This window comes from Streptomyces sp. NPDC104307 (assembly GCF_055584045.1).
Window position 1 is genome coordinate 643,303 of sequence record NZ_JBVJMU010000001.1, and the last position, 25,684, is coordinate 668,986.

Below are 25,684 nucleotides of genomic sequence, written 5' to 3' on the forward strand. Positions count from 1 at the left end.
GGCCCCCTTGGGTTTGCCGCGGGCCCCCCCGCCCCGCCCGGTGGTGGGGGGGGGGGCCCCCCGCCGGGGCGGCTGTTTACTGCACCGCAAGTCACCGGCCGCCCGTTTTCGTACGCACTCACACCTCTTCTCGTCCTCTTGACGATATAGCGCGACGCCGGTTATCGTCTCCATGACGAAAACAAGGGGGTCCTCTCATGGCCGACATCACCAGGCGCTTCGGCTGGCGCCATCTGCGCTCCGCGCCCACGGCCCACATCCGCCACCACAAGCGCGGGGTACTCGCCCACGACGGAGCGGGGCTGAGCTTCTGGTACCGGTCACTCAGCGCCGCGCTCTCCGAGGTGCCGGTCAACGACCGCGAACTGGCCATGGCCTTCCACGCCCGCACCGCCGACTTCCAGGACGTCACCGTGCAGGCCACCGTGACGTACCGGATCAGCGATCCGGCCGAGGCCGCCGCACGCCTCGACTTCTCCGTCGACCCGGACTCCGGCGTCTGGCGCGGCGCACCGCTGGAGCAGATCGCGACACTGCTCACCGAGACGGCACAGCAGCACACCCTGGACGTACTGGCCCGCACCCCGCTGGCCGGCGCACTGGTCGACGGCGTCGCCGCCGTGCGCGAACGGGTCGCCGCAGGGCTGGCCGACGAGCCCCGGCTGCCCGCCACCGGGATCGAGGTGGTGGCCGTGCGCGTCGTCGCCATCCGGCCGGAGGCCGAGGTGGAGCGGGCCCTGCGCACCCCCGCCCGGGAGCAGATCCAGCAGGAGGCCGACCGCGCGACGTACGAACGGCGGGCCGTGGCCGTCGAGCGCGAGCGGACCATCGCGGAGAACGAGCTGGCCAGCCAGATCGAGCTGGCCCGCCGCGAGGAGCAGCTCGTCGAGCAGCGCGGCACCAACACCCGGCGCGAGGCGGAGGAGAACGCCGCGGCCGACGGGGTGCGCGCGGAGGCCGAGGCGGCGCGCAAGGTGCGCCTCGCCCGCGCGGAGGCGGAGTCGGCGCGTGAGGTCGGCGCGGCCCGCGCCGAGTCCCAGGCGGCCTGGCTGCGGGTGCACGGAGAGGTGGAGGCCGCGACCCTGCACGCGCTGGCCGCGACCCGGCTCGCGGAGAACCTGCCGCGCATCGACAGCCTCACCCTCTCGCCCGACGTCCTCACCGGCCTGCTCACCAAGCTCGGCCGGCCCGCTCCCGAGAGCCGGGCATGAGCCTGGCACCGAGAGCGGTGCTGGTCCATCGCACCACCGAGTACGAGGAGTTGCTCGCCCGGCACGGCACCCACGGTCAGGCGGCGTTCTTCCTGACGAGCCGGGGCCGGTCCATCGAGGAGGTCGCCCGGCGGCACGAACGGACCCGGCAGGCGCTCAGCGAGGTGGCGGCGGCCGTTCCGCTGCAGTGGCGGCAGTCCCGGGTGGAGCGCCAGGATCTGGACCGGTTCCTGTTCGCGCCCGAGGACGTGGTGGTCGTGGTCGGCCAGGACGGGCTGGTCGCCAACGCCGCCAAGTACCTCTCCGGACAGCCGGTCGTCGGCATCGACACCGACCCCGGACGCAATCCCGGGGTCCTGGTCCGCCACCGGCCCGCCGACGCGGCGGCGCTGCTGCGGGCGGCCGTGACGCCGGGCGGCACGGCGGACGAGCTGACGATGGTCGAGGCGGTGGCCGACGACACCCAGCGGCTGCTGGCGCTCAACGAGATCTATCTCGGTCCGCCGGGGCACCAGACGGCTCGCTACCGGCTCGGCCCCGACACGGCGGACTCCCCCGCCGAAGCGCAGGCGTCCTCCGGCGTCCTGGTCGGCACCGGCACCGGCGCCACCGGCTGGCTGCGCTCCCTGTGGCAGGAACGCCGCAGCCCGCTCACGCTGCCGGCGCCCACAGACCCCCGGCTGCTCTGGTTCGTCCGGGAGGCCTGGCCGTCACCTGTCACCGGCACCTCGCTGGTCTCGGGCGAGCTGGGGCGCGGGCAGGCGCTGCGGCTGACCGTGGAGTCCGACCGGGTGGTGGTCTTCGGCGACGGCATGGAGTCGGACGCGCTGGAGCTGGCATGGGGGCAGACGGTGCGGCTCGGCATCGCGCCCACATCTCTCCGGCTGGCCGGATGACCTCGGGCACCCGCGCCGCCCGCCCGTAGGCTCGACACCTTGTGGCGGTCACCCGGCCGCCGATCAGCCGGAGGAGCAGACGCAGACATGGACAGCGAAACGGCACCGGTCCCGGACCGCAACTCCCGGCCGCCACAGGCCCAGGCCGCGCTCGGGGTGGGCGTGATCGTGCAGGACAACCGGGGGCGCGTCCTGCTCGGCCGGCACCACAGCGGCAGCTGGGAGCTGCCCGGCGGGAAGGTCGATCCGACGCACGAGTCCATCGCGGCGGCGGCGGTGCGGGAGCTGCGCGAGGAGACCGGCCTTGAGGTCCCCGAGCACCGCATGGGCGTCTTCGCGATGCTGCACGACGTGGCCGGCGGCATCAACCGGGTGACGATGGCCGCCCTGGTCACCGTGGAGTCGGGCAGCCCCCAGGTGACCGAACCCCACCTCATCAGCACCTGGCGGTGGACCCGGCCAGAGGCCCTGCCGACGCCGCTGTTCGACCCCTCGGCGCAGATCCTCGCGGCCTGGCGTCCCGATCTCGGCATCGAGCACCCACCCGCCCACCGACTGGCCGTAGTGCCCGATGCCATACAGGTGAAACCCTAAACAGTTATTCATTTGCCTAGGGGTCGTAGGCAGAGTTAGCGTCGATGTCATGAAAGCCGTGACCGAGCAGGACATCCGCACATCGTTCGTCAACTGCTCCAAGGGGGAAGCCAAGCGTCTGCCGCTCCCCCGCGATTTCGAGGAGCTGCCCTGGGAGGATCTGGACTTCCTCGGCTGGCGTGACCTGTCCGCTCCCGGGCGCAGCTACATCGTCACCGAGCACGACGGCCGGACGGCGGGCATCACGCTTCGCTTCCCGTCCCAGCAGCGCGGCTTCCTGCACCGGAGCATGTGCTCGCTCTGTCTGACCACGCACCCCGGCAGCGGCGTCTCCCTGATGACCGCCCGCAAGACCGGGCAGGCCGGGCGCGAGGGAAATTCCGTCGGCCTGTACATGTGCACCGATCTGGCCTGTTCGCTCTACGTCCGGGGGAAGAAGGCCGTGCCCTCCGGCGCCCGGTTCAAGGAGTCGCTGACGGTGGAGGAGCAGATCGCCCGCACCTCGGCCAACCTCGCCGCGTTCGTGGCCAAGCTCTACGGCTGACGGCCGCGCCCGCACCACGAGTCGCGCGGGGCCACGGCGGCGTCCGCCCGGCGTCCGGCCCCCCGCACCGCGACCCGCGACCGCCCGGCTATCCTGGCCGCTTCACCGGACACGGGGTGCCCCTGCACAGGGGCTGAGAACACACCCGTCGAACCTGAACCAGTTAGCACTGGCGGAGGGATGTCTTCATGTCACTGCCGTATGCCCAGGACGAGCGCGCGGCCACGGACCGGCGGCCCGCGTTCGACGGGCGGATGCCCACCGCCCCGGGCGATCTGCGCGTCGAGGCGCACGGGATAGCCCCCGTTCCCGAGGACCGCCGCTACGGCGGGCCCGGCCGGCTGTTCACCGTCTGGTTCGCCCCCAACCTGACCATGACCGGGGTCTTCACCGGCACCGTCGGCATCGCGCTGGGCCTGGACTTCGCCACAGCGCTCACCGCCGTCGTGCTCGGCACGCTCGTGGGCGCCGTGCCCACCGCGTATCTGGGCACCTGGGGCAGTCAGACAGGTGCCGGACAACTCCCGCTCGCCCGGCTGGCGTTCGGCCGAGGCGTGGTGCTGCCGGGCGCGCTCCAGTGGCTGTCGTCCATCGCCTGGGACGCGCTGATCGGACTGTTCGGCGGCGAGGCGCTGGCCCAGTTGTGCGGCTGGCCCTTCTGGCTGGGAGTGCTGGTCATGATGGCGGCCCAGGGCGCGCTCGGCGTCCTGGGGTACGAGGTGATCCACCGGCTCCAGACCGTGATGACCTTCGTCCTGGCCGCCGCCTTCGCGGTGCTCGCCACGAAGCTCCTGGACGGGGTCCACCCCGCCGCGACCGGCAGCGCGCACGGCGCGGACCGGGCGGGCGCGTTCGTCCTGACGTGCACCATCGCCCTGAGCCTGGCGCTGTCCTGGGCGCCGTACGCCAGCGACTTCAGCCGCTATCTGCCGCGCACCACGTCGCGGCCCCGGATGTTCTGGTGCACCCTGCTCGGGATCAGCGTCTCGTTCGTGGCGGTCCAGACGCTCGGCCTGTGGGGTGCGTCCGTCTTCACCGACCAGACCGCGCACGGCGTCGACACCCTGCTGGGCGGGGGCGCGCTCGGGGCGTTCGGGCTGCTCGCCGTGGCACTGGCCGCGCTGTGCAGCAACGCCATGAACGACTACAGCGGATCGCTGGCACTGCAGACCATGGGGGTGCGCCTGCCGCGCCCCGTCGCCGCCGCGCTGGCCGCCGCCCTCGGCTTCCCCCTCGTCCTGTGGATGCACGCGGCCGACACCACGGCCCGCTTCCAGAACGTGCTGCTGCTCGTCGGCTACTGGATCCCCGGGTTCGTCGCGATCGTGGCCGTCGACTGGATCGTCCGGGCGAGGGCGCGCGGTGGCTCCGCCGTCGACCTGGCCGCCGAGAGCGCCCGCCCCCAGCCGTGGTGGCCGGCGCTCACCGCCTTCGCCGCCGCGTTCGCCGCGGCGGTGCCGTTCATGAGCACCGGCCTGTACGTGGGCCCGGTGGCGAAGGCGCTGCACGGGGCGGACCTCGCCTACGGGGTGGCGTTCCTCGCGGCCCTCGCCGTGTACGCCCCGCTGCGGCTGCGCCGCAGCGCCTGATGGCCCCGGCGGCGGGCGCGGCGGTTGGCGAGGCGCGGGGGCGTCACGCCTTCGCGGACTCCGTCTCGCCGTGGACGTAGCGACCGCCGCGGAGGAGCGAGACGACCGCGGCCACCAGGCACGCCGCGATGGCGAAGTCGAAGGCGACGGAGAGGCCCTGCTCGAACGGTCCGGAGATCAGCGTCGGGAAGAAGGCCCGGCCGGTGAGGTAGTCGGCGTGGCTGGTGGGCAGCTGCGCCAGGGTCTCCGGGCCGAGCAGGCTGCGTACCGGGTTGTATCCCAGGAGCGCCGCGAACAGCACGCCGACCGGTGGCAGGGCCGCGACGCGTGCCGCGTCGGCGGACGGCACGCCCTGCTCGGTGAGTCCGTGGGCCAGCGTGTCCGGGAGCGAACTCGCGAGCCCGGCGATCATCAGCGAGAAGAAGATGCCGATCGACAGCACCGTGGCCGAGTTCTGGAAGGTGGTGCTGATTCCCGCGCCCACCCCACGCTGGTCCGGCGGCAGACTGTTCATGATCGCCGCCCGGTTGGGCGAGGCGAAGAGCCCCATGGCCAGCCCGTTGACGAGTAGGATCAGCGCGAAGAGCCAGTAGTCGAAATCGACCGGCAGAACTTTGAGCGCCACGAAGGTGGCGGCCGCCAGGAGCATGCCGCCGGTGGTGAAGAGCCGGGCGCCGTAGCGGTCGGAGGCCCACCCGGAAAACGGGCCGGCGATCAGGAAACCGATCGTCAGCGGCAGCATGTAGATACCGGCCCACAGCGGGGTCTGCTCGAAGCCGTAGCCGTGCCGGGGCAGCCAGATCCCCTGGAGCCAGATGATCAGGATGAACATCAGGCCGCCGCGCCCCAGGGACGCCAGGAGACTCGCCACGTTCCCCGCCGTGAAGGCGCGGATGCGGAACAGCGCCAGATGGAACATCGGCTGGGCGACCCGGGTCTCGATCACGCAGAAGAGCCCGAGCACGGCCAGCCCGCCGACGATAGCGGTGATCACCCACGGGTTGGTCCATCCCATGGTGTCGCCGCCGTAGGGCTGGATGCCGTACGTGATGCCGGACAGTACGGCGATCAGACCGGCCGCGAAGGTCAGGTTGCCCCACCGGTCGATCCGGGCCGGGGTGCGGACGCCGGTGTCGTGCAGCTTCAGATAGGCCCAGACCGTGCCGAACAGCCCGATCGGGACGGAGACCAGGAAGACCAGGTGCCAGTCGAAGGGACCGAGCAGCCCGCCGAGCACGAGTCCCATGAACGAGCCCGCGATCGCCGCGACCTGGTTGAGCCCCAGGGCGAGACCGCGCTGCCGGGGCGGGAAGGCGTCGGTGAGGATGGCGTTCGAGTTCGCCATCAGCATCGCACCGCCCACGCCCTGGAGCACCCGCATCCCGATCAGCCACAGGGCGCCGGCGGTGCCGTGCATCCAGGTCACCGAGAGCAGTACGGAGAAGAGCGTGAAGACCGCGAACCCCAGGTTGTACATCCGGACCCGGCCGTACATGTCACCCAGCCGGCCGAAGCTCACCACCAGGACCGCGGTGACGACCATGTAGCTCATGATCAGCCAGAGCAGCAGGCTCGTGTTGCCCGGCTGGAGGGGGTCCACTCCGATACCGCGGAAGATGTCCGGCAGCGCGATGAGGATGATGGACAGGTTGATCGTCGCGATCAGCACACCCAGCGTGGTGTTCGACAGCGCGATCCACTTGTAGCCCGGACCCAGTGGGTCCTCGGCGCCGCCGAGGCGTACGGCTGTGCTCTGCATCGGACCATCCCGCCCGTCGGAGGTACCTCGGCCGCCTACCGGAGCCAAGTTATTGGCGGGCCCCGGGGGCGGCCAGTCCTGATACTCCGGTGAAGCACCGCCGGATACTTCACCGCCCGCCGGACGGGTGGCTAAGGTACGAGCGGCCCGGGAGGCGTGTGCTCCGCGGCCAGGGGATCGAGACCGGGGGGTTCTGCGGAGATGGCGGAGAGTACGGGCACGGTGCGCGCCGACGAGGCCGACGGGCGGACGGCTCCGCCGGACCGGAGGGTGTTCGCCGTCGCGGGGCTGGTCTTCGCCCTGCTGATGGCGCTGTCCCCGCGCTACGGCTTCCACATCGACGAGTTGTACTTCCTCGACTGCGCCCGGCACCTCCAGGCCGGCTATGTGGACCAGCCGGTGCTCGCTCCGCTGCTGGCCCGGATCTCCCTGTCGTTGTTCGGGGTCTCGGAGGCGGGGCTGCGGCTGTGGCCCGCGCTGGCGGCGGCGGGCACGGTGGTCGTGGGCGGCCTGACGGCGCGTGAGTTCGGCGGCGCGCGCCGGGCCCAGCTGCTCGCGGCGGTCGCGACCGGCACGATGCCCGTCCTGCTGGGCGGAGCGCACATCGCCAACACCACGTCGTACGAAGTGCTCGCCTGGGCGGCGACAGCGCTGGTGGTCGTGCGGATCGGCCGCACCGGCGACACCCGGTGGTGGCTCGCCGTGGGAGCGCTGGTCGGCGTCGGCTCGGAGTTCAACCACCTCGCCGCCATCTTCGGGATCGTGCTGCTGGCCACCGTGCTCCTCGGCCCGGCCCGCCGGACCGTGGCTGACCGCCGGCTGCTCGCGGGCGCAGCCGTCGCCGTACTGCTGGTGCTGCCCGACCTGTGGTGGCAGTCGCGGCACGGCTGGGCGATGTTCGAGATGACACGGGCGCTGAACGGCCAGAACGGGGGCCCGGGGAACATCCCCACCTGGATCGTGGGCCAGCTCGGCATGTCCTGCCTGGCGCTGGCGGTGCTGTGGATGGCGGGCCTGCGGTTCCTGTGGCGCTCCGGCCGCCCGCTGTGGCAGTGCCTGGTGGCCGCGTACGCCGTGCTGTTCGTACTGTTCGCCGTGACGACCGGAGCCCAGGTGTACTACCTGGGCGGGCTGTACGTGTGCCTGCTGGCGGCCGGGTCCTCGGACTCGACGGCTGGCTGCACGCCCGTCCCGGCCGGTTCCGCGGCCTGATGATCGGGACCGCCGCCTCCGCGGGGCTGTTCGCGGTGATGGTCCTGCCGGTGCTGCCGCCCTCGGAGGTGGCCTGGACGTACGGCGTCAGCTCGAACTCGGGCGAGTCGGTGGGCTGGCCCCAACTCGTCGGCACCGTACGGCAGGTGTGGACCGGGCTGCCGGCCGGGCAGCGCGCGAACGCGGTGATATTCACGGCGGACTACGGCGAGGCCGGCGCCGTCAACGAACTGGGCCGAGGCACCGGACTGCCCACCGCCGTGAGCGCCCACAACACCGACTGGTGGTGGGGTCCGGGCAACCCGGACGCCACCACCGTGGTGGCCATCACCCCCGGCCCCGAGCACGAACCCCGCTACGTGGCCCAGCTGCGCAGCCACTTCCGGCACGTCCGGGTGGCCGCCACCCTCTCCAACCCGTACGGCGTGCCCAACGTCGAGCAGGGCGGCCACGTCTACGTCTGCACGGGCCCCCGCCGCCCCTGGGGAGAGATATGGCCGGAGCTGCGCACCTACGTGTGAGAGTCCGCAGCCCCCGGTGGCCCCGCGTCGCCCGAGGGCTGGTTCCGGTCGGCCGGCATCAGGGCCGTAAGGATCAGCCGGGGAGCCGTGGCGGTTGCTCCGGATGCCGGGGCCGAAACGACGTGTCACTGCGCAACGGCGCCGCGAGCACCTGCGCCGCCGGCCCCTGCTCGATGAGCCGGCCTGCGTCCAGTACGGCGATCCGGTCGGCGGTCGCCGCGACGGCGAGGTCGTGGGTGATCAGGACGAGGGCCAGTTCGGGGCGCTCGCGCAGCAACGCCGCGAGCAGGTCGAGGAGGCGGCGCCGGGTGATCGCGTCCAGCCCGGAGGTGATCTCGTCGCAGATCAGCACCCGTGGCCGGGCGAGCAGGGCGCGGGCGAGCGCGGCCCGTTGGAGCTCGCCGCCGGACAGCAGGCCGGGTCTGCGGCGCACCAGTTCCTCGGTGAGCCCGAGGCCGGTCAGGGTGTCCAGGGCCTGAGCGAGTGCTTCTCCCCGGCCCGCTCCGCGCAGCCTGGCCGCCGTGCGCGCGACCTGGTCCAGGACCGGCCGGTATGCGTCGAAGGCGGCCTTCGCGTCCTGGAACACGTATTGGACCGACGCCAGTTGTTCCCTGGTCCGGCCGCGCAGGCTGCGCGGCAGCGGTACGCCGTCGAGCAGGACGTCACCCGTCCGGTCGCGGTGGAGGCCGGCCAGGCAGCGGGCGAAGGTGGTCTTGCCACTGCCGGAGCGGCCGACGACAGCCAGGCACTCGCCCGCACGGAGGGCGAGTTCGGGGACGCGCACCACCTCGCTGACTCCGGTGCCGTCGCGGTGCCGGGCCCGCAGGCCGCGCACCCGGAGGGCCACGGCACCCCCGTCACCAGTGGCCCGGTCGCGTACCGTCGTCCTGTCCGCCGAGAGGAGCTCGGCCGTCCACGGATGCCGCGGTGCGAGCCAGAGGTCCTCCGGGGACGCCGCCTCCACCACCCGGCCGGCGCGCAGGACCAGTACCTCGTCGGCCAGGGCCCGTACGACGTCCAGGTCGTGGCTGAGCAGTACCACGGCGATGCCCTGCCGGGCCACGGCCGCGAGCTGCTCGACGATGCGCCGCTTGGTCAGCGCGTCCTGACCCGTGGTCGGTTCGTCCGCGATGACCACCCGGGCGCCGAGGAGCAGCGCCTGCGCCAGGACGACGCGCTGCTGTTGGCCGCCCGACAGCTGATGCGGGAAGCGCCGCAACAGCGGATCGATCTCCGGTAGTTCGGCCATGGAGAGGGCGTGCAGGACACGTCTGCGGGCGGCGGCGCGGCGCTCGGTCCTGGGCAGGCCGCGCACCTGCTCGCGCGCGATGTCGCCCAGCAGGGCGCCGACCCGGCGCGCGGGGTTGAGCACCGCGCCGGGGTGCTGGGGCACGTATCCGGCGCGGCCGACGGCGAGGCGTACTTCGCCGGTGACCCGGGCGCCCGCCGGGTACTCGCCGAGCAGGGCGAGGCCCGTGGTCGTCTTCCCGCTGCCGGAGGCACCGACCAGTGCCGTGACCTTCCCGGGCCGGACCCGGAAACTGACTCCGTCGACGATCGCGCGGCCGCCGACCTCGACACGCAGGTCTTTGACTTCAGCGATCGCGGTCACGGTGGGCCCTCTTTTCCAGTACGCCGTCGAAGAGCAGGTTGCCGCCCATGGTCAGGGCGATGATCAGCAGCGCGGGGACGATCACGGCCCAGGGCTGGACGAACAGGCCCGTGCGGTTGCGGTCCACCATCACAGCCCAGTCCGGGGCGTCCGGCGCGACGCCCACTCCGAGGAAGGCCGCTGTGGACACCAGGTAGAGCACGCCGGTGAGCCGTACGCCCGCGTCGGCGGCGAGCGTCCGCGCGATCGACCTGCCGACATGGCCGACGGCCGTGCGCCACCAGGTCTCGCCCTGCATGCGGAGCGCTTCGACGGCGGGGCGTGCGGCCGCCGCGGCCGAGGCCGCGCGGACGATCCGCGCGGCGTCCGGGACGTTGACCAGGGCCACCAGCAGGCAGAGCCCCACGGCTCCCGGCGAGAAGACGGCGGCCACCAGAAGGATGAGCAGCAGCGAGGGCACGGCGAGCAGCACGTCCAGGGGGCGCATCAGCAGCTCTTCGAGCCAGGGGCGCCGGGTGAGCGCGCTGATCAGGCCGAGCGGCAGGGCCGCGAGGTAGGCGAGGGCGGTCGCGGTGAGCGCCACGAGGACCACGGACCGTCCGCCGAGCAGCACCTGCCGCCAGACGTCGCGTCCGACGAAGTCGGTGCCGAGCCCATGTCCGCCACCGAGCGTGAAGGAGGCGGCCCGCGGACCGGGGGGCCCGGCGGCCATCGGGCCGAGGAGGGCGAGGACGAGCGGTACGCCGACGATCAGCGCACCGAGCACGACGCGGCGCTTCACGCGGCCACCCCCGCCCGGGGCGCGAGACGGTGGGCGACCAGGTCCGCCCCCAGGTTGAGGACGACGGCGGTCAGCCCGAAGACCACCGCGAGGCCCTGCACCACGGGGACGTCCCGTTCCGCGACGGCGTTCATCAGCACGGTGCCGAGCCCGGGGATCACGTACAGCGCCTCCACGACGATGACGCCGCACAGCAGCCAGTCGACGGTGCGGGCGAGTTGCTGGGCGGCGGGAGCGACGGCGTTGGGCAGCGCGTGCGTGTAGCGGACGCGGGTTCCGGAGACTCCGCAGCGCAGGGCGTGAGCGACGTACGGCGAGGCCAGCGCGTCGATCATGCCCGCACGGACCAGCCGGGCCAGTGAGCACACCGGCCGCGACAGCAGTACGAGCACGGGCAGGACCAGGGCTGCGGGATGGCCGAGCAGATCGTCGCCGTAACCCACGGCCGTCGGGGGCAGCCAGCCGAGCCGCAGGGCGAACACGGTGACGAGCAGCACGCCGAGGGCGAACTCCGGTACCGCGTACACGCCGAGCGTCACCGAACTGACGAGCCGGTCCGCGAGCCGCCCCTCGTGGCGGGCGGCCAGCACTCCGAGGCCGACCCCGACGGGCACCAGCAGCACCAGGGTGAGCGCGGCGAGCAACGCGGTGGGCCCGAAGCCGTCCGCGAGGTAGGAGCCGACCGGGCGTCCGGAGGTCAGGGACGTGCCGAAGTCGCCGTGCGGGAGCCCGGCCGCCCAGTCCGCCAGGCGCTCGTGGGCCGGACGGTCCAGCCGCATCGCCTCGCGGATGGCCGCGATCCGCTCCGGGTCCGGCTGGTCCCCGGCGAGTGCCACGGCGGCGTCGCCCGGCAGCGCCTCGGTGAGCGTGAAGACGAGCAGCACGACCGCTGCCGTCTGCGCCACGCCGAGCAGCAGCCGCCGGGCGATCCAGGACCGGAGACCGCTCACGCCAGCCAGACCTTGTCGAAGCGGGCCCAGTCCAGGGAGTTGGCGGGTGCGTTCCGCTCGACGCCCCGGACGGTGCGGGCGGTGCCGAGGATCCAGTCGGCGAATCCCCAGATCAGGAAGCCGCCCTCGGTGTGCAGGCGGCGCTGCATGCGGGTGTAGACGGCGGTGCGGTCCCGCTTGTCCCTGGTGGACTGTGCCTGTTGGTACAGGGCGTCGAAGTCCCGGTGCCGCCAGTGGGTGGCGTTGGTGGTGGACCCGGTGAGCAGGCGCTGGGAGATGTGGGTCTCGATGGGCATGGCGCCGGAGCGGTAGGACGCCAGGGTCCCGGAGTCGAGGATGTCCTTCCAGTAGCTGTCCTTGCTGCCGGTCCTGATCTCGATGCGCACCCCGGCTCCGGCGGCCTGGTCGCGGAAGATCGCCGCGGCCTCTGTGAACCCGGCCGCGACGGGTGAGGTGTCGAGGGTGACCGTGAGCTTCTCGGCGCCGGCCTCCTTCAGCAGCTTGCGGGCCCGGTCGAGGTCCTGTTCGCGCTGCGGCAGGCTGTCGGCGTAGTACTCGTAGCCCTTGCCGAACAGGTCGTTGCCTATCTGTCCGGCGCCGGACAGTGCGCCGTCGACCAGTTCTCTCCGGTCAGCGATCAGGCAGAAGGCCTCACGTATCCGCTGGTCGTCGAACGGAGGCCGGTCGGTCTTCATGACGAAGCCCTGCATGGCGCTGTTGCGGAGCCGGACGATCTGGATCCGCCCCTTGTTCTCGTGGGCGCGGGCGGTGGCCGGGTTGAGTTCGTGGGCGTACTCGACCTGACCGCCGAGCAGGGCGTTGACGCGGGCCGATTCCTCGTTGGCGACGAGGAATTCGAGTTCGTCGAGGTGCGGGGCGCCGTCCCAGTGGGCGTCGTGGCGGGCGAAGACGGCGGACTTACCGGGTGCGAAGGACACGAAGCGGAAGGGGCCGCTGCCCACCGGCTCGCGATCGAAGTCCTGAGCGCCCTCGGGGACGATGAACGCGCCGAACGCGGCCATTACGTTGGGGAATTCGGCGGTGGGGCGCCGCAGCACGAACTCGACGGTGCGCGCGTCCAGCGCGCGGCTGGACTTCAGGTCGATGGGCTCCAGCGACGCCTTGGCCCGGAACGCCTTCGTCGGGTCTGTGATGCGGCGGTAGCTGTAGAGGACGTCCCGGGCGGTCACCGGCCTGCCGTCGTGGAAGGTGGCCTCGCGCAGGGTCACCTTCCAGCGGTCCAGGCCCCTGTTCGCCTCCCAGGCCGAGGCGAGCCGGGGCTGTGCCGAGAGGTCGGATCCGTAGTCGGCGAGCTTGTCGAAGAGGGCCTTGGCGCGGGCCGCGTCGGCGAAGAGGTTGGCCAGGTGCGGGTCGAGGGTCTCGCTCGCGCCGCCGCCGGCGAAGGCGGCGCGGAGCCGCCCGCCGCGTCGGGGTCTGCCGTCCGCCGCGGCGGGGCCGGCTGCCGTGCCGGAGCCGGCGCAGCCCGCCAGGGCGAGGGCGCCGAGTCCGGCCGCGCCTCCGGCCGCGGCGAGGAGGCCGCGGCGGCGCGGGCCGGGAGGACGGGAGCCGTGGGCAGGGGCGTCGTTCATGAGGGATTCCTCGGTGTGTGAAGGGGTGTCTGCGGGGGCGGCGCCCTGTTTCAGCGGGGGCGGCGCCCTGTCTTAACGGGCACGGCATCCTGCTTTCAGCGGGTGAGGCGGGCGACGAGGTGCAGCCGGTCGGCGTCGGCCGTGGCGTTCGGCAGGTCACCCTCCCGCCAAGGCGGCTCCGTACGGGGGCCGGGGCCGTCGTGCAGGGCGAGTGTTTCGAAGCCGTGGGCGGCGAGGACATGGCGCAGTTCCTGGGGGAAGAACAGCCGCCAGGCGGAGTGCTGTTCGACGGGTGGCGTTCCGTCGTCGGCTGTCCATACCCGGGTGCGTCGCAGCAGTTGAGCGGTCCGGTCCACCCCCAGCTCTGTGGTGGAGCGGTAAGTGGTGCCCTGCCAGGCGAAGCCGTTGAAGGACGGCCGGTCCAGGAGTTCGGTACGGCCGAGGAAGAAGGCCCCGTTGCGCATCTCGGCAACGAGCAGCCCGCCGGGTGCCAGACAGCGGCGGCAGGAGCTCAGGAAGCCGTCGATCTCGTCGTTGGTGTGGCAGTACAGCAGGGCACTGTCCAGGCACACCACGGCGTCGAAGGGCGGTTCCGCGAGGTCGAACCCGCGCAGGTCCGCCCGGACGTACCGGGGGCCGGGGTGGTGCCCGCGCGCGTGGTCCAGCATCGCCTCCGACAGATCCGCACCGACGACGGTGCGGCCGGCCGCGTGCAGGTGCGCGGCGTCGCGGCCGGTTCCGCATCCGAGGTCCAGGACGCGTGCCCCGGCGCCGTGCCGCCGCAGGCAGTCCTCGGCCCAACGCCCCGCCAGACGCTCCTCGTCGGGGAACCGGGCTTCGTACAGGGCCGGGTTGTCGGTCAGCAGGTTGGTGCTGCTCATCCTGTCTCCTCTTGTGTCCTCAGGCCGGTGCCGGCAGTGGCGTCACTCGGGCGGGAAGCACGCGTCGGTGGTGCAGCCATGCCACGCCGGTGGCGGAGGCCAGTCCGAGGGCCAGGCAGCAGGTCCAGGGCAGCCACGGCATTCCGGCGCCATGGCCCGCGTCCATGGCCCGGCCGACGATCGCGTTGCCCACCGCCGCGGCGATGCCCGAGAACAGGTAGAACAGGCCGAAGTAGGTGCCGGAGAGCTCTGGGCGGCCGAAGTGGGCGATCAGCTCCATGACGAACGGCTGGGCGATCATGAGGCCCAGGCAGAGCAGCAGCGCCCCGGCCAGCACCGGCAGGGCGCCGAGCACCGCGTCACCGGCGCCGCCCCGGGCCGTGCCCCTCACCGTCATCGGCGGAATGAAGGCGAGCCCCATCAGCGTGAGCCCCACACCGACCCATCTCGCCCGGCTGCCGGTCTTCTTCAGCGCCCGGGTGATGCGCAGTTGCAGCCCGAGGCCGGTGAGGGTGCCGACGAGGAGGACGAGACCGGCCGCGCCGTCCCAGCCGGTGGCCCGGCGGGCGCTGTCCGGCAGCAGCAGATACAGCTGGTTCTCCATGGTGAACATGCCGACCATGGCGACGGAGAAGGCCACGAAGCCCCGGTTGCCGATCACCTCGCGCCAGTCCCCCAGGACGCTGTTCGCCGACGGTGTGACAGCTCGGGCGGGGAGCACGAGGGCCTGGGCGAGGGTGAGTACGGCGAAGATCCCGGCCGCGGTGAGCGCGGAGGTGCGGAAGTCGACCAGCAGCAGGGCGCTGCCGATCAGCGGGCCGATCAGGGCGCCGGTGGTCGCGAAGACGTTGAACAGGGCGAACGCCTCGGCCTTGCGCTCCCCCGCCTCCAGGGTGAGGTACGCGCGTACGGCCGGGTTGAACAGCGCCCCGGCCAGGCCGCTGAGCACGGACGCGGTCAGCAGCACGGTCAGTCCGTCCCCGAGCGCGAAGAGCCCGAAGCCGACGGTGCGCAGCGCGCATCCGGCGATGATGACGCCTCGCGCGCCCAGCCGGTCGGCTGCCGATCCGCCGAGCAGGAACAGGCCCTGCTGGCTGAGGTTGCGTACGCCGAGCACGATACCGACGACGGTGGCCGACAGCCCGAGATCCTCGCTCAGGTGCACGGCGAGATACGGGATGAGCAGGTAGAACCCGGTGTTGACGCCGAGTTGGTTGATCAGGAGCAGCCGTATCGCGAGGGGGAAGCCGCGTATCTCGCGCCACGTCCTCACCGGGGGTCCTCCTCGGTGCGCGGGCGCACGCCGAGACCGGGACGGCTGCTCGTGCGTACGGTGCCGTCGGCGCCGCCGATGCCGGCCCACGGGTCGCGGGCGAGCAGCAGGTGCCCGTCGAGGTCGGTCCACCGGGCCCGGCCGGCCAGGTGCACGGCGGGGGCGATCCCGAGCGTGCTGGCGGTCAGGCAGCCGAGCATCAGCTCCGTGCCGGTCCCCTCGATCAGTTCGGCGATCCGCAGTGCCGCGGTGACGCCGCCGCACTTGGCGAGCTTCACGTTGATGCCGTGGACCCGCCCGGCGAGGCGGCGGGCGTCCTCGTATCCGATCGCGTCCTCGTCGGCGATGACCGGCAGCGGTGAGCGTTGGGCGAGCCGGGCCAGCGCCTCGGGGTCGCCGGGTGGGACCGGCTGCTCCACGGCCTCGATCCCCAGTTCCGCGAGGCGGGGCAGCAGCCGCTCCGCGGTCTCGACGGACCAGGCTCCGTTGGGGTCCAGGAGCAGCCGGGCGGTGGGAGCGGCGGCCCGTACGGCACGTACGCGGGTGAGGTCGTCCTCGGGGTCCGGGGTCCCGGCCTTGATCTTGAGGGCCGTGAACCCGTTCCGCACGAGCCGGGCGGCCTCGGCTGCGGCCCGGTCCGGCGGCACGATGCCGATGGTGCGGCAGGTCGCGGCGGACTGCGGCCCGGGGGTGCCCAGCAGTTCGTGGACCGGGAGGCCCGCGCGCTTGCCCGTCAGGTCGAGCAGTGCGCTCTCGACGGCGGCGCGCACTGCGGGCGGGGTGCGGCGGCTCGCGGTGCGCAGTTCCGCCAAGGCGCTCTCCGGTTCGGCGAAACGCGCCAGCCACCGGGACTCGGCGTGCAGCAGCCGCGTCAGGGTGCGGGCGTCGAGGCCGTAGTACACGCTGCTGACGGCTTCTCCGCGGCCGGTCCGGCCTTCGTGTTCGACGGACAACCAGACCGCGTCGCGGGCCGCCATCGTGGAGCGGGATATCCGCAGTGGCTCGGTGAGCCGGAGGCGCACGGTGCGCTGGGTGACGTTCACTGGCTCTCTTCCGGGCAGGGGGTCCGGCTGTGCGGCGGGGCGGTGACGGTGCGGCACCGGGTCCATCCGGTGGCCTCCACGGCCTGCGGATGGGCGATCTCGACGGGTCGCCTCGCCGCGGCGGCCAGGTCGATCCCGTGGGCGACGGCGAAGTCGTCGTCGTAGACGCTGCCGAGGTAGCGATGCGGACCGTCGGGGAAGACGGTGGCGACAACCGCTCCCGGATGGACGCGCGCGGCCCACGCGGCCACCAGCGCCACCGCTCCGGTGCTCCAGCCGCCGCTGACGAAGGCGCCCGCGGCCAGCCGGCGGCAGGCGTCCGCGGCCTCTGCGGGCCCGACCCAGTGGACTTCGTCGAACGCCTCGTGGACGACGTTGCGCGGGTGGATGCTGCTGCCCAGGCCACGCATCACGCGCGGCCTGGCGGGCTGGCCGAAGATGGTCGAGCCGATGGCGTCCACGCCGATCAGCCGGACCCCCGGCCAGTGACGGCGCAGCGGACCGATGACACCGGCACTGTGGCCGCCGGTGCCGACGCTGCACACCAGCACGTCCAGATGGTCGAGCTGTACGGCCAGTTCGGCGGCGAGCGAGGCGTAACCGGCGATGTTGTCGGGGTTGTTGTACTGGTCCGGCCAGTAGGCGTCCGGCAGCGATGCCAGCAGCCCGCGCAGCCGGGTCAGCCGGGCGGCCTGCCAGCCCCCCTCGGCCGCCGGGCGGTCGACCAGCTCAAGCCGGGCGCCGTGGGCGTGCAGCAGCCGGCGCATCGAGGGTTCCAGCTCGGTGTCGCCGACCAGCACGACCGGGTGGCCCAGGGCCTGCCCGGCGAAGGCCAGTCCGATGCCGAGGGTTCCGGAGGTGGACTCCACCACCGTTGCTCCGGGCCGCAGTTCACCGCGCTCCTCGGCACCGAGCAGCATCGAGACGGCCGCGCGTGCCTTCATGCCGCCGACGCCGAGACCTTCGAGCTTGGCCCAGAATCCGGGTTGCGGGCAGGGCAGATCGACGGCGACGCGGGCGAGCGGGGTCCGGCCGACCAGGGCGAGCAGCTCCCTGTTGCCGGCGGGGCTGAGGACGGCTGTGGTCACAGGGCGCCTCCCGGACGCTCAATGCCTCGGTAGCGGTGGATGACGCCGGGCCCGCCGTCGAGCCAGAAGAAGGGGTACGGCTCCGCGGACACCGCGCTGACTCCGGCGCCGATGAGGCGCGGCAGCACCGCGCTGCCGGTCTGGGCGAACATCACCAGCGGTTTGCCGTGGCGCAGTGCGTGCTCGCGCAACGGCTCGAAGGTGCCGTTGCCGAGGGTCATGCCCGAGGCGAGGACGGCGTCACAGCGTTCCAGTTCGGCCAGTGCGTCGGTGCGTACCGGCTCGCCCCACTCGGTCGTGCCGCCCTTGAGGTCGCAGGGTATGCAGGCGAACCCGCGGTCCCGCAGCGCCTCCAGCAGCGAGTTGACCACGCCGACGACGAGCACGACGCTTCCCGGCGGGAGGTCGAGCAGACCGGTGACGGCCTTGGCCCGCGCCCGGGACTTCTCCAGCGACGTCCCGGCGGGAAGCGGACACGGTGCGGAGCCGCTCGCCGGGCCGTGGGGAAGCACGTGCATCAGGTAGGCGTCCAGGGCGGCCACCCGCACCGACGGCAGTTCGTGCGCCAGCAGCCGGGCCACATCCGATCCGACACAGTCCTCGACGGCACCGTCGGGAAGGGCGCCGGGCTCTACCGCGCACGAGCCGAGGGCCGCTGCCAGGCGCAGACTGAGCACTTCGTTCCGGTAGCCGGAGCTGCGCCCGTGATGCCGCACGGCCTGGCGCGTGGTGAACGCCACGGCGATCCGCCGCGTCCTCGGGTCGGGGCCGAAGCGCCCGCGGAGCACGTCGTCGACGAGTTCCTGGTACGAGGACGCGGTGGTGTGCGCGTGAGCGAGGGCGGTCATCGGCCGACCACCTTCGGGACGTGAGCGAGGGCGGTCATCGGCCGACCACCTTCGGCAGCAGAGCCGAGAGCAGCTTCTCGACCCGGTCACGGGCCCCGAGGCCCGCGGCGTCGGAGACCATGACATGGCCCAGGTACTCGTTGTTGCTGGCCGCCGCCCTGACGGCCTTGCCGGGGCCGGCGAGCTGGAGTTCCAGCAGGCCGTCTGCCGTGCGGACGCCGTCGGCGCCGTCGATGGCGTCGAGCACGCCCTCGCTCTCCGGCAGCAGGAAGCCGATGGCCGCGCTGCGCAGTCCGGTGTCCCGGCGGCGCAGGTCCGGTTCGCGGCCGAGGGCCAGGTCGACGCAGGCGGCGGCGAGGTCGATGCCCGTCACGTGGCGGACCAGTTCGGTGATGCGGTTGCCGGCGGGGCGGGGGTTGACCTCCACCACCCGGGGCCCGGTGGCCGTCAGCTTGATCTCGGTGTGTGCCACGACCCCGTCGAGGCCGAGGGCGTTCAGTGCCTCAACGGCTGTCCGCTCAGCCGCCAGGCAGTCAGCGGCGTCGAGCGCGGCGGGGAACATATGACCCGTTTCGATGAACGCCGGGGCCCCGCCGATGCTCTTGTCGGTTACCCCGACCACCTGGGCCGTTCCGCCGGACGACACCGTCTCGACGCTGACTTCCGGCCCCCGCAGCAACTCTTCGAGCAGGACCGCCGGCCCGCGGCGCTGGCCACGCGCGTTGACCGGGAAGCCCGCGAGCGCCCGGTGTGCCTCTGCGAGCGCTGCCTCGTCGTCGACGCGCCGTACGAACATCCCGGCGCACAGGTCCACCGGCTTGAGCACGAGCGGGTAGCCGATCTCCCGCGCCGCGCAGACGGTCGCGGCCCAGTCCGCGCAGACCGCGAAGCGGGGCCCCGGCACACCGGCGTCGGCGAGGACACGACGGGTCGCGTCCTTCCGGCAGGCGTTCTCCACCGCCGCCGGGGAGGGGCCGGGCAGCCCGAGTCGTCCGGCGATACGCGCGGCCGCCGGGAGGTAATAGTCGCAGGAGGTGACCACCCCGTCGAAGCGCAGCGCACCGTGGGCGCGCTCGACCAGGGGCAGCAGTGTCCCGGCCTCGTTGGTGTCGGCGGTCAGTACGTTGCGTGCCGCGAGCAGCGGATGCGCGGTGCCCTCTGGAGCGGCACGCAGGTAGTGGTGCAGATCGCGGGTGATGAAGGTGAAGTCGTGCCCGCCCTCACGGATCGCTCTGGGCAACAGCCTGCTCATCGACCCGACCCAGCTCTCGACCATCAGCAGATGGGCCACGGATTCCTCGTCTCCATAGGCGGGTTGGACTCATGACGCGTCGGCAGCACCCGACACGGGCCCGCTCGACTTGACGCGACCATACGCTATCGACAATCGTTTTCATTGTCATCTGAGTCCCCCTCGATTCCCGAACGCGAGACCCGTGACCCCCGACATCCCCGCCACCCCCCACCGGAGCCATCCAATGACCGAGACCCCGCAGGACGCCCCTCGCTCCCCGTTCAGCGTGCGTCCCGCCACCGCCGCCGACACGGAAGGAGCGCGCCGGGTCATGCTCGACACGTTCTACCGGGACTTCGGCTACGGCTACGTGCCCGAATGGCACCGCGACGTCGTCGACATCGAAGGCACCTACCTGGACGACACCCGGCATCTGCTGCTGGTCGCCGCGCTCGGCGACGAGGTGGTGGCCACGACCGGCGTGCGGTCGGCCGGCCCCGCCCATCCGCCGCACCCGCGCTGGCTCGCCGAGCGCTATCCCTCGGGCACGACCGCACAGATCGTCCGCGTCTACGTCGCACCGGAGCACCGGCGGCACGGCCTGGCACGCACCATGGTGCGCAGAGCCTGCGCCTTCGCCGCCGCCCAGGCGGGCTACGACAGCATCTACCTGCACACGAACGCGCAGGTGAAGGGAGCCGAAGCCTTCTGGCGGACCATGGCCAAGGAGGTCTTCGACGCCCGGACCACCGGTGAGCACGGTCCCGGTGTGGGCACCGTGCACTTCGAGATCCCGATGCCGCGGTGAGGCGACAGCCCATCGGGGCAGTCTGCCGATACCGTCCCGTTTCCGGGCCGGGAACTCCATGGCGGACACGATGCGGGCCTCATACCGGTCGAGGCGTTCGAAGCCGTGGCGCGGGCCGGAGTCTGCACAGGTGATCGCGGTCCGGGCGGCGCGGCTGTCGTCGCCCGGGATGACCTCACGGTCGGAGCCGACGTCGTCCGCGCCTGGCCGAGCGGGCAGCCGTCGTTGTGGTCGATCTCTGATGACAGGGGCGATGACCAGGCTGAAGGTTGCCGGTCCCGACACCTTGCCGAACAATCACCTGGGTCGACATTCTGTGTCCATGACATGTTTCACTGTCATCTCGATCCTGCAGGACGGGATCGACGCAAGGCGACGCCAGTATCAGTGATGTCCCGTCAGAGGCGGTTCAGAGACAGGCGAAAGCATGCCTCTCCGCCCACCCTCACGGAGGTCGGACACATGCGATTGAGTTGGCCAGTACGACGGCGCAGCGGGTGGCGAAGAACCCTCGGACTGATCCCTGTCGTCGCCGTCACGGTGGCGACCACCCTCGTCGGTTCGTCGAACGTCGCCCAGGCGGCGATCCCGGCTCCCCCGGCGGGCTTCACTCTCACCTGGAGCGACGACTTCAACGGCGCCTCCGGCACCGGCATCGACCAGGGGCTGTGGAAGTACGACACCGGTCCGGGCAGTTCGTTCGGCACCGGTGAGATCGAGACGATGACCAACAGCACGTCCAACGTCTACTACGACGGCCAGAGTCATCTTGTGCTCCGGGCCCTGCACTCCGGCTCCGACCCCAGAAGCGGCTGGACATCCGGACGCGTGGAGACCCAGGCGGCGACCTTCGGCGCGCCGGCGGGCGGAATCGTCCGTATGGAGTCCGTACTCCAGCAACCGAACGTCAACACCTCCAACGGGGCGGGCTACTGGCCCGCGTTCTGGATGCTCGGCGCGCCCCTGCGCTCCGGTGTCTCCTGGCCGAGGTCGGGCGAGATCGACATCCTGGAGAACATCAACGGCCGCGACTCCCACTTCAGCACCATCCACTGTGGTGTGAACCCGGGCGGCCCGTGCAACGAGTCGACCGGCATCGGCTCCGGCGAACGCGCGTGCTCGGGCTGCCAGACCGGCTTCCACAACTACGCCGTGGAGATCGACCGCTCGGTCTCGCCGGAACAGGTCCGGTTCTACCTCGACGGGAGCAACTTCTACACCGTCAAGGCCAGCCAGGTCGACGCGACCACCTGGGCCGACGCGATCGACCACCCCTTCTTCATCATCTACGACCTGGCGATCGGCGGGGGCTTCCCGGACGCGTTCGGCGGCGGTCCGAACGCGGCGACTGTCTCCGGCGGCAAGCTCGTGATCGACTCAGTGGCCGTGTACAACAAGGCGCCCGGCTCCGGCGGCGGCACGCCGACCGGCCAGAAGATCACCGGTCCTGGCGGTAAGTGCGTGGACGTGGCGGGCGACGACATCGGCGGCGACGGCACTGCGGTCCAGCTCTGGGACTGCCAGTCGGCGGCGAAGGACCAGCACTGGACCTGGAGCGGTCAGACCCTGCAGACCCTCGGCAAGTGCCTGGACATCGCCGGCGGCAACAGCGCCAACACCACCAAGCTCCAGCTGGCCAACTGCAACGGCGGCGGCTACCAGAACTGGGTTCCGCAGAGCAACGGCGCGCTGAAGAATCCGACCAGCGGCCGCTGCGTGGACTCCCCATCCGGCGCCACGGCCAACGGCACACGCCTCCAGATCTACGACTGCAACGGCACGGCGGCCCAGAAGTTCACCATCGGCTGACCACCTGACCCGGCCGCCCGAAGCCTGGCCCGGACCGCTCCCGCGATCCGGGCCTGCCGGGAAGCCGCCCTTCGATGACCCGGCACGCCGGTCCGAACCGCCTCCGGGTAGGAGGCGGTCGGACCGGTGTGCCGGGCGAGTGGCTCGGGGCAGGGCGGGAGGGTCACCCCCGGGTCGCGGCCCTCGGTTCCGCAGTCGGGTTGTGGCCCGGCTTCCAGTCGGGCGTGCCCGAGGGGGCGACGGGCGCCTTCCTGGTCAGGGACGCGGCGGTCGTGGGGAGCGTCCACTTCTGGGCGGCGCTGGCGTTGCAGGTGTAGAGCTGGAGCTGGGTGCCGCCCGCCGTGGAGCTGTTGGGGTCGTCCAGGCACAGGCTGGACTGCGGATTGACCAGAGAGTTGTCGGCGCCGGCCTTCCACTGCTGGCTGCCGGTCCCGTTACAGGTCCACAGCCGCACCTTCGTGCCGTTGGCCGTGCCGCCGTTGTCCACGTCCAGGCACTTTCCGAGCGAGCGCAGGGACCCGTCCGTGGCCACGGTCCAGTCCTGTGCGTAGGTGGCGTTGCAGGTCCAGAGCTGGGTGGCCGTGCCGTCGGCCGTACCCGAGTTGGCCACGTCGACGCAGAGCTTGCCGCCATCGGAGCCGGTGACGCCGGAGACGACCGGTCCGACCCGGGGAATCGCCGGGGCCGACGTGCCGCCCCCGTACGAGGGCGGTGCCGCCGCGCTTCCGGATGCCCAGTTCGTGTTGGCGGTCGTGCCGAGGGTGAAGTCCAGCGTGCCGCCCGCGGTCACGGCCGAGGTGGGCGCGTAGGCGTTGTTCCACACCGAGCCGTTCCAGGCCGCGGACTGCACGTAGGGGGCGTTGTCGGCGGCGCCGTTGCCGTTGATGGTCAGCTTCTTGCCGGACGGCAGCGTGATCACGGCCTGCGGGAACAGCGGGGAGCCCAGCGCCAGATCGGCGGTGCCCGGCGTCTGCGGGTACATGCCGAGTGCGGAGAAGACGTACCACGCGCTCATGGCGCCCAGGTCGTCGTTGCCGTCCGCGAGACCGCCGGGTGTCGCGGACCAGATCTGCTGCTGGATGGCGCGGACGGTGCCCTGGGTCTTCCAGGGCTGGCCGGTGTAGTCGTACTCCCAGGGCAGCTCGATACTCGGCTCGTTGCCGACCCACGCGTAGCCGTTGGCGCCGGTGTAGCTGCGCAGGACGGTGTCCAGATAGTGGTTCATCGCGGCGTTGCCGCCCTTGGCACGGGCCAGGTCGCGCACGTTGAAGGGCACCATGCCGGTGTAGATCCAGGAGTCCGCCTCGACCATGTCCGTACCGCTCGTCGGGTCGAATCCGCCCGTCCAGGTGCCGTTCGCGTTGCGCGGCTGGACGAAGCCCGAGGCCGGGTTCAGGACGTTGCGCCAGTTCTGGGCGCGGGTCGCGTACCGGGACTGGTTCGTAGTGTCTCCGAGCGCACCGGCGAGGGCGGAGAGGGCGAAGTCCGCGGTGTTGTATTCGAGCGTCGTGGCGACCGGGCCGTAGAAGTTGCAGCAGCCGTAGCTGCCGTCGTGCGGCATGTAGCCGGGCGAGTCCAGGTAGTTCAGACCCGGGCGGTCGTTATTCGCCTTGGACGCCTGGGCGACCAGGCCGCGCAGCGTCTCGGCGGTGTCGAACTGCCGGGCCCCGAAGGCGTGGAAGTCGGCGATGATCCCGGCGGCGGGGTCACCGACCATGACGTAGGACTCGCCGTTGTTCTCCGACCACTTCGGGAAGATCCCGGTCTGCCGGTAGTCGTCGAGCATGGACTGCGCGGTGTCGGAGGCGGCCTGCGGGTCCACCAGCGCCTCCAGCTGCGCCTGGGAGCGGTAGGTGTCCCAGCCGGAGTAGTTCCCGTACGCGGCCTGGTGGCCGGAGTCCACGGTGTGGACCTTGCCGTCGAAGCCGGGGTACTGCCCGTCGACGTCGCTGATCACGTTCGGGTGCAGCAGCGAGTGGTAGAGCGCGGTGTAGAACTGCTGCTGCTGGGCGGCCGTGCCGCCGCCGATCTGCACCCGTCCCAGCTCGGTGTTCCAGGCGCCCTGGGCCGCGTTGCGCGTGGCGTCGAAGTCCCAGCCGGAGTTCTCCGCCGTGCGGTTGGCCCTGGCACCGGCGACGGAGACGTACGAGACGCCGACCTTCGCCTGCACCACCGGGTGCTTGGTGGCGTCGAAGGTGACGTAGCCGTTGTTCGCGGCGGCCATGACGCCTGCCGATGCCCTCGGCTTCGCGGGGGTGCCGTGCAGGGCGGGGTGGTTCGGCTTCTCGGCGGCGTTCTTCCCCGCGCCCTTGCCGGCCGGGCCGCGCAGGGTCGCCTTGGCGGCCGGGGTGCCGCTCGTGCTGAAGGGCTGGTCGAAGACCATGTCGAAGTAGACGGTGTAGGTGTTGCCCGCGCCGCAGAAGTGGCCGCTGGTCACCTGCCCGCTGACCTCGGTGTCGGAGACCTTGGTGAACTGCGTGTTGCTCGCGCCGTTCTGGCTGCCCGTGAGTTTGAAGACCAGGTTGGCCTGTGTGGTGGAGGGGAATGAGAAGCGCGCCATTCCGCTGCGCTTGGTCGCCGTCAGCTCGGTGGTCACCTTGTTGTCCAGCGCGACCTTGTAGCTGCCCGCCGAGGCCGACTCGTTGGCGTGGCTGAAGCCGATGCTCGCCTTCGTGTCGACCGCGCCCACCGTGGGAAGCACCGGCACGTCACCCGCCGCCCCGCACCCGGGGCCCGCGATGTGGGTCAGGCTGAAGCCGGTGACCGACTTGTCGTTGTACTCGTAGCCGCCGCCCGGCGGCCGCGAGGGCGTGTCGGGGCTCCACTGCACCAGGCCGAACGGGGCGTCCGCCCCGGGGAAGTCGTTGGCCTGGTTGGACGTGCCGATGAAGGGATTCACCAGGGTGGCCGGGGCCGTGACCAGGGCCGCGGGCCGGGGCGCGGCTGCGGCGGAGCCGGCCGGCTGGGCCACCACGAGCGCGGTGGCGGCCAGGACACCGGCACCGAGAGCGGCGACCGACCGTAAGGGACGTCTCATATTCTTCGTGCCTCCACATGCGTGGGGCCGACGGAGCGGGGTCCACACCGCCGGACAGCGGAAAGGGCTTGCACGGGCATGTGACAACGTTGTCAAGACCTTGGTGCGCGATCCGAGAGTGTGGTCAGCGGGGGGGGGTGTCGAGTGCCCGATGTGGAACGTAGTTACGTATCGGGTACGCGTCAATGGGGCCGGCGGAGAATGCGCCGCACACCCGGAGCAGAAGCCGACTTCGCGCTCGCCCGGAGGGCCGGGGCGGAACGGGCACCCCGTCCTGCCGGAGGCCCGCTGGTCCCACTCGACAAGGACCTGCTCGCGCTCCCCGAGCAGGTCGGCTCTTGTGACCGGACTGGACCCCAAAAAGGATCAAGGGCCGGTTTCGGATTGCTCCGAAACCGGCCCTGA

21 protein-coding genes and 1 riboswitch are annotated in these 25,684 nt (G+C 72.1%); of the genes, 9 read left to right on the plus strand and 12 right to left on the minus strand.

Going from position 1 to position 25,684, the window contains the following annotated elements; genetic code table 11:
- Positions 1-197: 197 nt before the first annotated feature.
- From ACZ601_RS02540 to ACZ601_RS02560, 5 genes are all read left to right on the plus strand, one after another.
- The gene (locus tag ACZ601_RS02540) at positions 198-1,211 is read left to right on the plus strand and encodes an SPFH domain-containing protein (RefSeq protein WP_401927861.1); all 1,014 of its coding nucleotides are present in this window, start codon (positions 198-200) and stop codon (positions 1,209-1,211) included.
- A complete protein-coding gene (locus tag ACZ601_RS02545) occupies positions 1,208-2,107 on the plus strand; it encodes a hypothetical protein (RefSeq protein WP_469532210.1) in 900 nt (299 codons plus the stop codon). The genes ACZ601_RS02540 and ACZ601_RS02545 overlap by 4 nt, the downstream gene beginning before the upstream one ends.
- A gap of 87 nt (positions 2,108-2,194) precedes the next feature.
- The gene (locus ACZ601_RS02550) at positions 2,195-2,701 is read left to right on the plus strand and encodes a nucleotide triphosphate diphosphatase NUDT15 (protein ID WP_469532212.1); all 507 of its coding nucleotides are present in this window, start codon (positions 2,195-2,197) and stop codon (positions 2,699-2,701) included.
- Positions 2,702-2,750: 49 nt separating this feature from the next.
- Entirely contained in the window at positions 2,751-3,245 is a 495-nt protein-coding gene (locus ACZ601_RS02555; RefSeq protein ID WP_440575947.1) for an FBP domain-containing protein, read from the plus strand.
- A 102-nt stretch (positions 3,246-3,347) separates the two neighbouring features.
- Positions 3,348-3,443: riboswitch (TPP riboswitch) on the plus strand.
- Complete coding sequence (locus ACZ601_RS02560) at positions 3,434-4,834, plus strand: purine-cytosine permease family protein (protein WP_469532216.1); 1,401 nt, start codon at positions 3,434-3,436, stop codon at positions 4,832-4,834. (Overlaps the previous riboswitch by 10 nt.)
- 43 nt (positions 4,835-4,877) lie before the next feature.
- Here the strand turns inward: ACZ601_RS02560 and ACZ601_RS02565 are convergent, their stop codons facing one another.
- Positions 4,878-6,593: an MFS transporter gene (locus ACZ601_RS02565; protein WP_469532218.1), complete on the minus strand. Its 1,716-nt coding sequence runs from the start codon at positions 6,591-6,593 to the stop codon at positions 4,878-4,880.
- A 201-nt stretch (positions 6,594-6,794) separates the two neighbouring features.
- Here ACZ601_RS02565 and ACZ601_RS02570 point away from each other — a divergent pair, with 201 nt between their 5' ends.
- Together ACZ601_RS02570 and ACZ601_RS02575 are read left to right on the plus strand one after the other, a co-directional pair.
- Positions 6,795-7,805 carry a glycosyltransferase family 39 protein gene (locus tag ACZ601_RS02570; RefSeq protein ID WP_469532221.1) on the plus strand — a complete coding sequence of 337 codons (1,011 nt, stop codon included), beginning with the start codon at positions 6,795-6,797 and terminating at the stop codon, positions 7,803-7,805.
- Positions 7,805-8,326 (plus strand): hypothetical protein, encoded by a 522-nt coding sequence (locus ACZ601_RS02575; RefSeq protein WP_469532223.1) that lies wholly within the window; start codon positions 7,805-7,807, stop codon positions 8,324-8,326. Before ACZ601_RS02570 ends, ACZ601_RS02575 begins: the two co-directional genes overlap by 1 nt.
- Positions 8,327-8,399: 73 nt before the next feature.
- Here ACZ601_RS02575 and ACZ601_RS02580 read toward each other — a convergent pair whose 3' ends face one another.
- The 10 genes from ACZ601_RS02580 to ACZ601_RS02625 form a co-directional block, all read right to left on the minus strand.
- Positions 8,400-9,938 carry an ABC transporter ATP-binding protein gene (locus tag ACZ601_RS02580; RefSeq protein ID WP_469532225.1) on the minus strand — a complete coding sequence of 513 codons (1,539 nt, stop codon included), beginning with the start codon at positions 9,936-9,938 and terminating at the stop codon, positions 8,400-8,402.
- Positions 9,922-10,719, minus strand: a complete 798-nt coding sequence (locus tag ACZ601_RS02585; protein ID WP_469532226.1) for an ABC transporter permease subunit — start codon at positions 10,717-10,719, stop codon at positions 9,922-9,924. Before ACZ601_RS02585 ends, ACZ601_RS02580 begins: the two co-directional genes overlap by 17 nt.
- Positions 10,716-11,669 (minus strand): ABC transporter permease, encoded by a 954-nt coding sequence (locus tag ACZ601_RS02590; protein ID WP_469532228.1) that lies wholly within the window; start codon positions 11,667-11,669, stop codon positions 10,716-10,718. The genes ACZ601_RS02585 and ACZ601_RS02590 overlap by 4 nt, the downstream gene beginning before the upstream one ends.
- Positions 11,666-13,258, minus strand: coding sequence for an ABC transporter substrate-binding protein (locus ACZ601_RS02595; RefSeq protein WP_469532230.1), 1,593 nt, complete (start codon positions 13,256-13,258; stop codon positions 11,666-11,668). The genes ACZ601_RS02590 and ACZ601_RS02595 overlap by 4 nt, the downstream gene beginning before the upstream one ends.
- Positions 13,259-13,353: 95 nt before the next feature.
- Positions 13,354-14,139, minus strand: a complete 786-nt coding sequence (locus ACZ601_RS02600) for a class I SAM-dependent DNA methyltransferase (RefSeq protein ID WP_469532232.1) — start codon at positions 14,137-14,139, stop codon at positions 13,354-13,356.
- Between the two features lie 19 nt (positions 14,140-14,158).
- The gene (locus ACZ601_RS02605; RefSeq protein WP_469532234.1) at positions 14,159-15,412 is read right to left on the minus strand and encodes an MFS transporter; all 1,254 of its coding nucleotides are present in this window, start codon (positions 15,410-15,412) and stop codon (positions 14,159-14,161) included.
- Positions 15,409-16,455, minus strand: a complete 1,047-nt coding sequence (locus tag ACZ601_RS02610; protein WP_469532235.1) for a dipeptide epimerase — start codon at positions 16,453-16,455, stop codon at positions 15,409-15,411. Before ACZ601_RS02610 ends, ACZ601_RS02605 begins: the two co-directional genes overlap by 4 nt.
- Complete coding sequence (locus tag ACZ601_RS02615; RefSeq protein WP_469532237.1) at positions 16,452-17,543, minus strand: PLP-dependent cysteine synthase family protein; 1,092 nt, start codon at positions 17,541-17,543, stop codon at positions 16,452-16,454. The genes ACZ601_RS02610 and ACZ601_RS02615 overlap by 4 nt, the downstream gene beginning before the upstream one ends.
- A complete protein-coding gene (locus ACZ601_RS02620; RefSeq protein WP_469532239.1) occupies positions 17,540-18,391 on the minus strand; it encodes a Rossmann-like domain-containing protein in 852 nt (283 codons plus the stop codon). The genes ACZ601_RS02615 and ACZ601_RS02620 overlap by 4 nt, the downstream gene beginning before the upstream one ends.
- A gap of 34 nt (positions 18,392-18,425) precedes the next feature.
- Positions 18,426-19,682 carry an ATP-grasp domain-containing protein gene (locus ACZ601_RS02625; protein ID WP_469532240.1) on the minus strand — a complete coding sequence of 419 codons (1,257 nt, stop codon included), beginning with the start codon at positions 19,680-19,682 and terminating at the stop codon, positions 18,426-18,428.
- A 187-nt stretch (positions 19,683-19,869) separates the two neighbouring features.
- Between ACZ601_RS02625 and ACZ601_RS02630 the strand changes: the two genes are divergently transcribed.
- Both ACZ601_RS02630 and ACZ601_RS02635 read left to right on the plus strand, forming a co-directional pair.
- Positions 19,870-20,433, plus strand: a complete 564-nt coding sequence (locus ACZ601_RS02630; RefSeq protein WP_469532242.1) for a GNAT family N-acetyltransferase — start codon at positions 19,870-19,872, stop codon at positions 20,431-20,433.
- A gap of 462 nt (positions 20,434-20,895) precedes the next feature.
- Positions 20,896-22,242 carry a ricin-type beta-trefoil lectin domain protein gene (locus ACZ601_RS02635; RefSeq protein WP_469532244.1) on the plus strand — a complete coding sequence of 449 codons (1,347 nt, stop codon included), beginning with the start codon at positions 20,896-20,898 and terminating at the stop codon, positions 22,240-22,242.
- 163 nt (positions 22,243-22,405) lie between these two features.
- Here the strand turns inward: ACZ601_RS02635 and ACZ601_RS02640 are convergent, their stop codons facing one another.
- Entirely contained in the window at positions 22,406-25,279 is a 2,874-nt protein-coding gene (locus tag ACZ601_RS02640) for a lectin (RefSeq protein WP_469532246.1), read from the minus strand.
- Between the last annotated feature and the right edge of the window lie 405 nt (positions 25,280-25,684).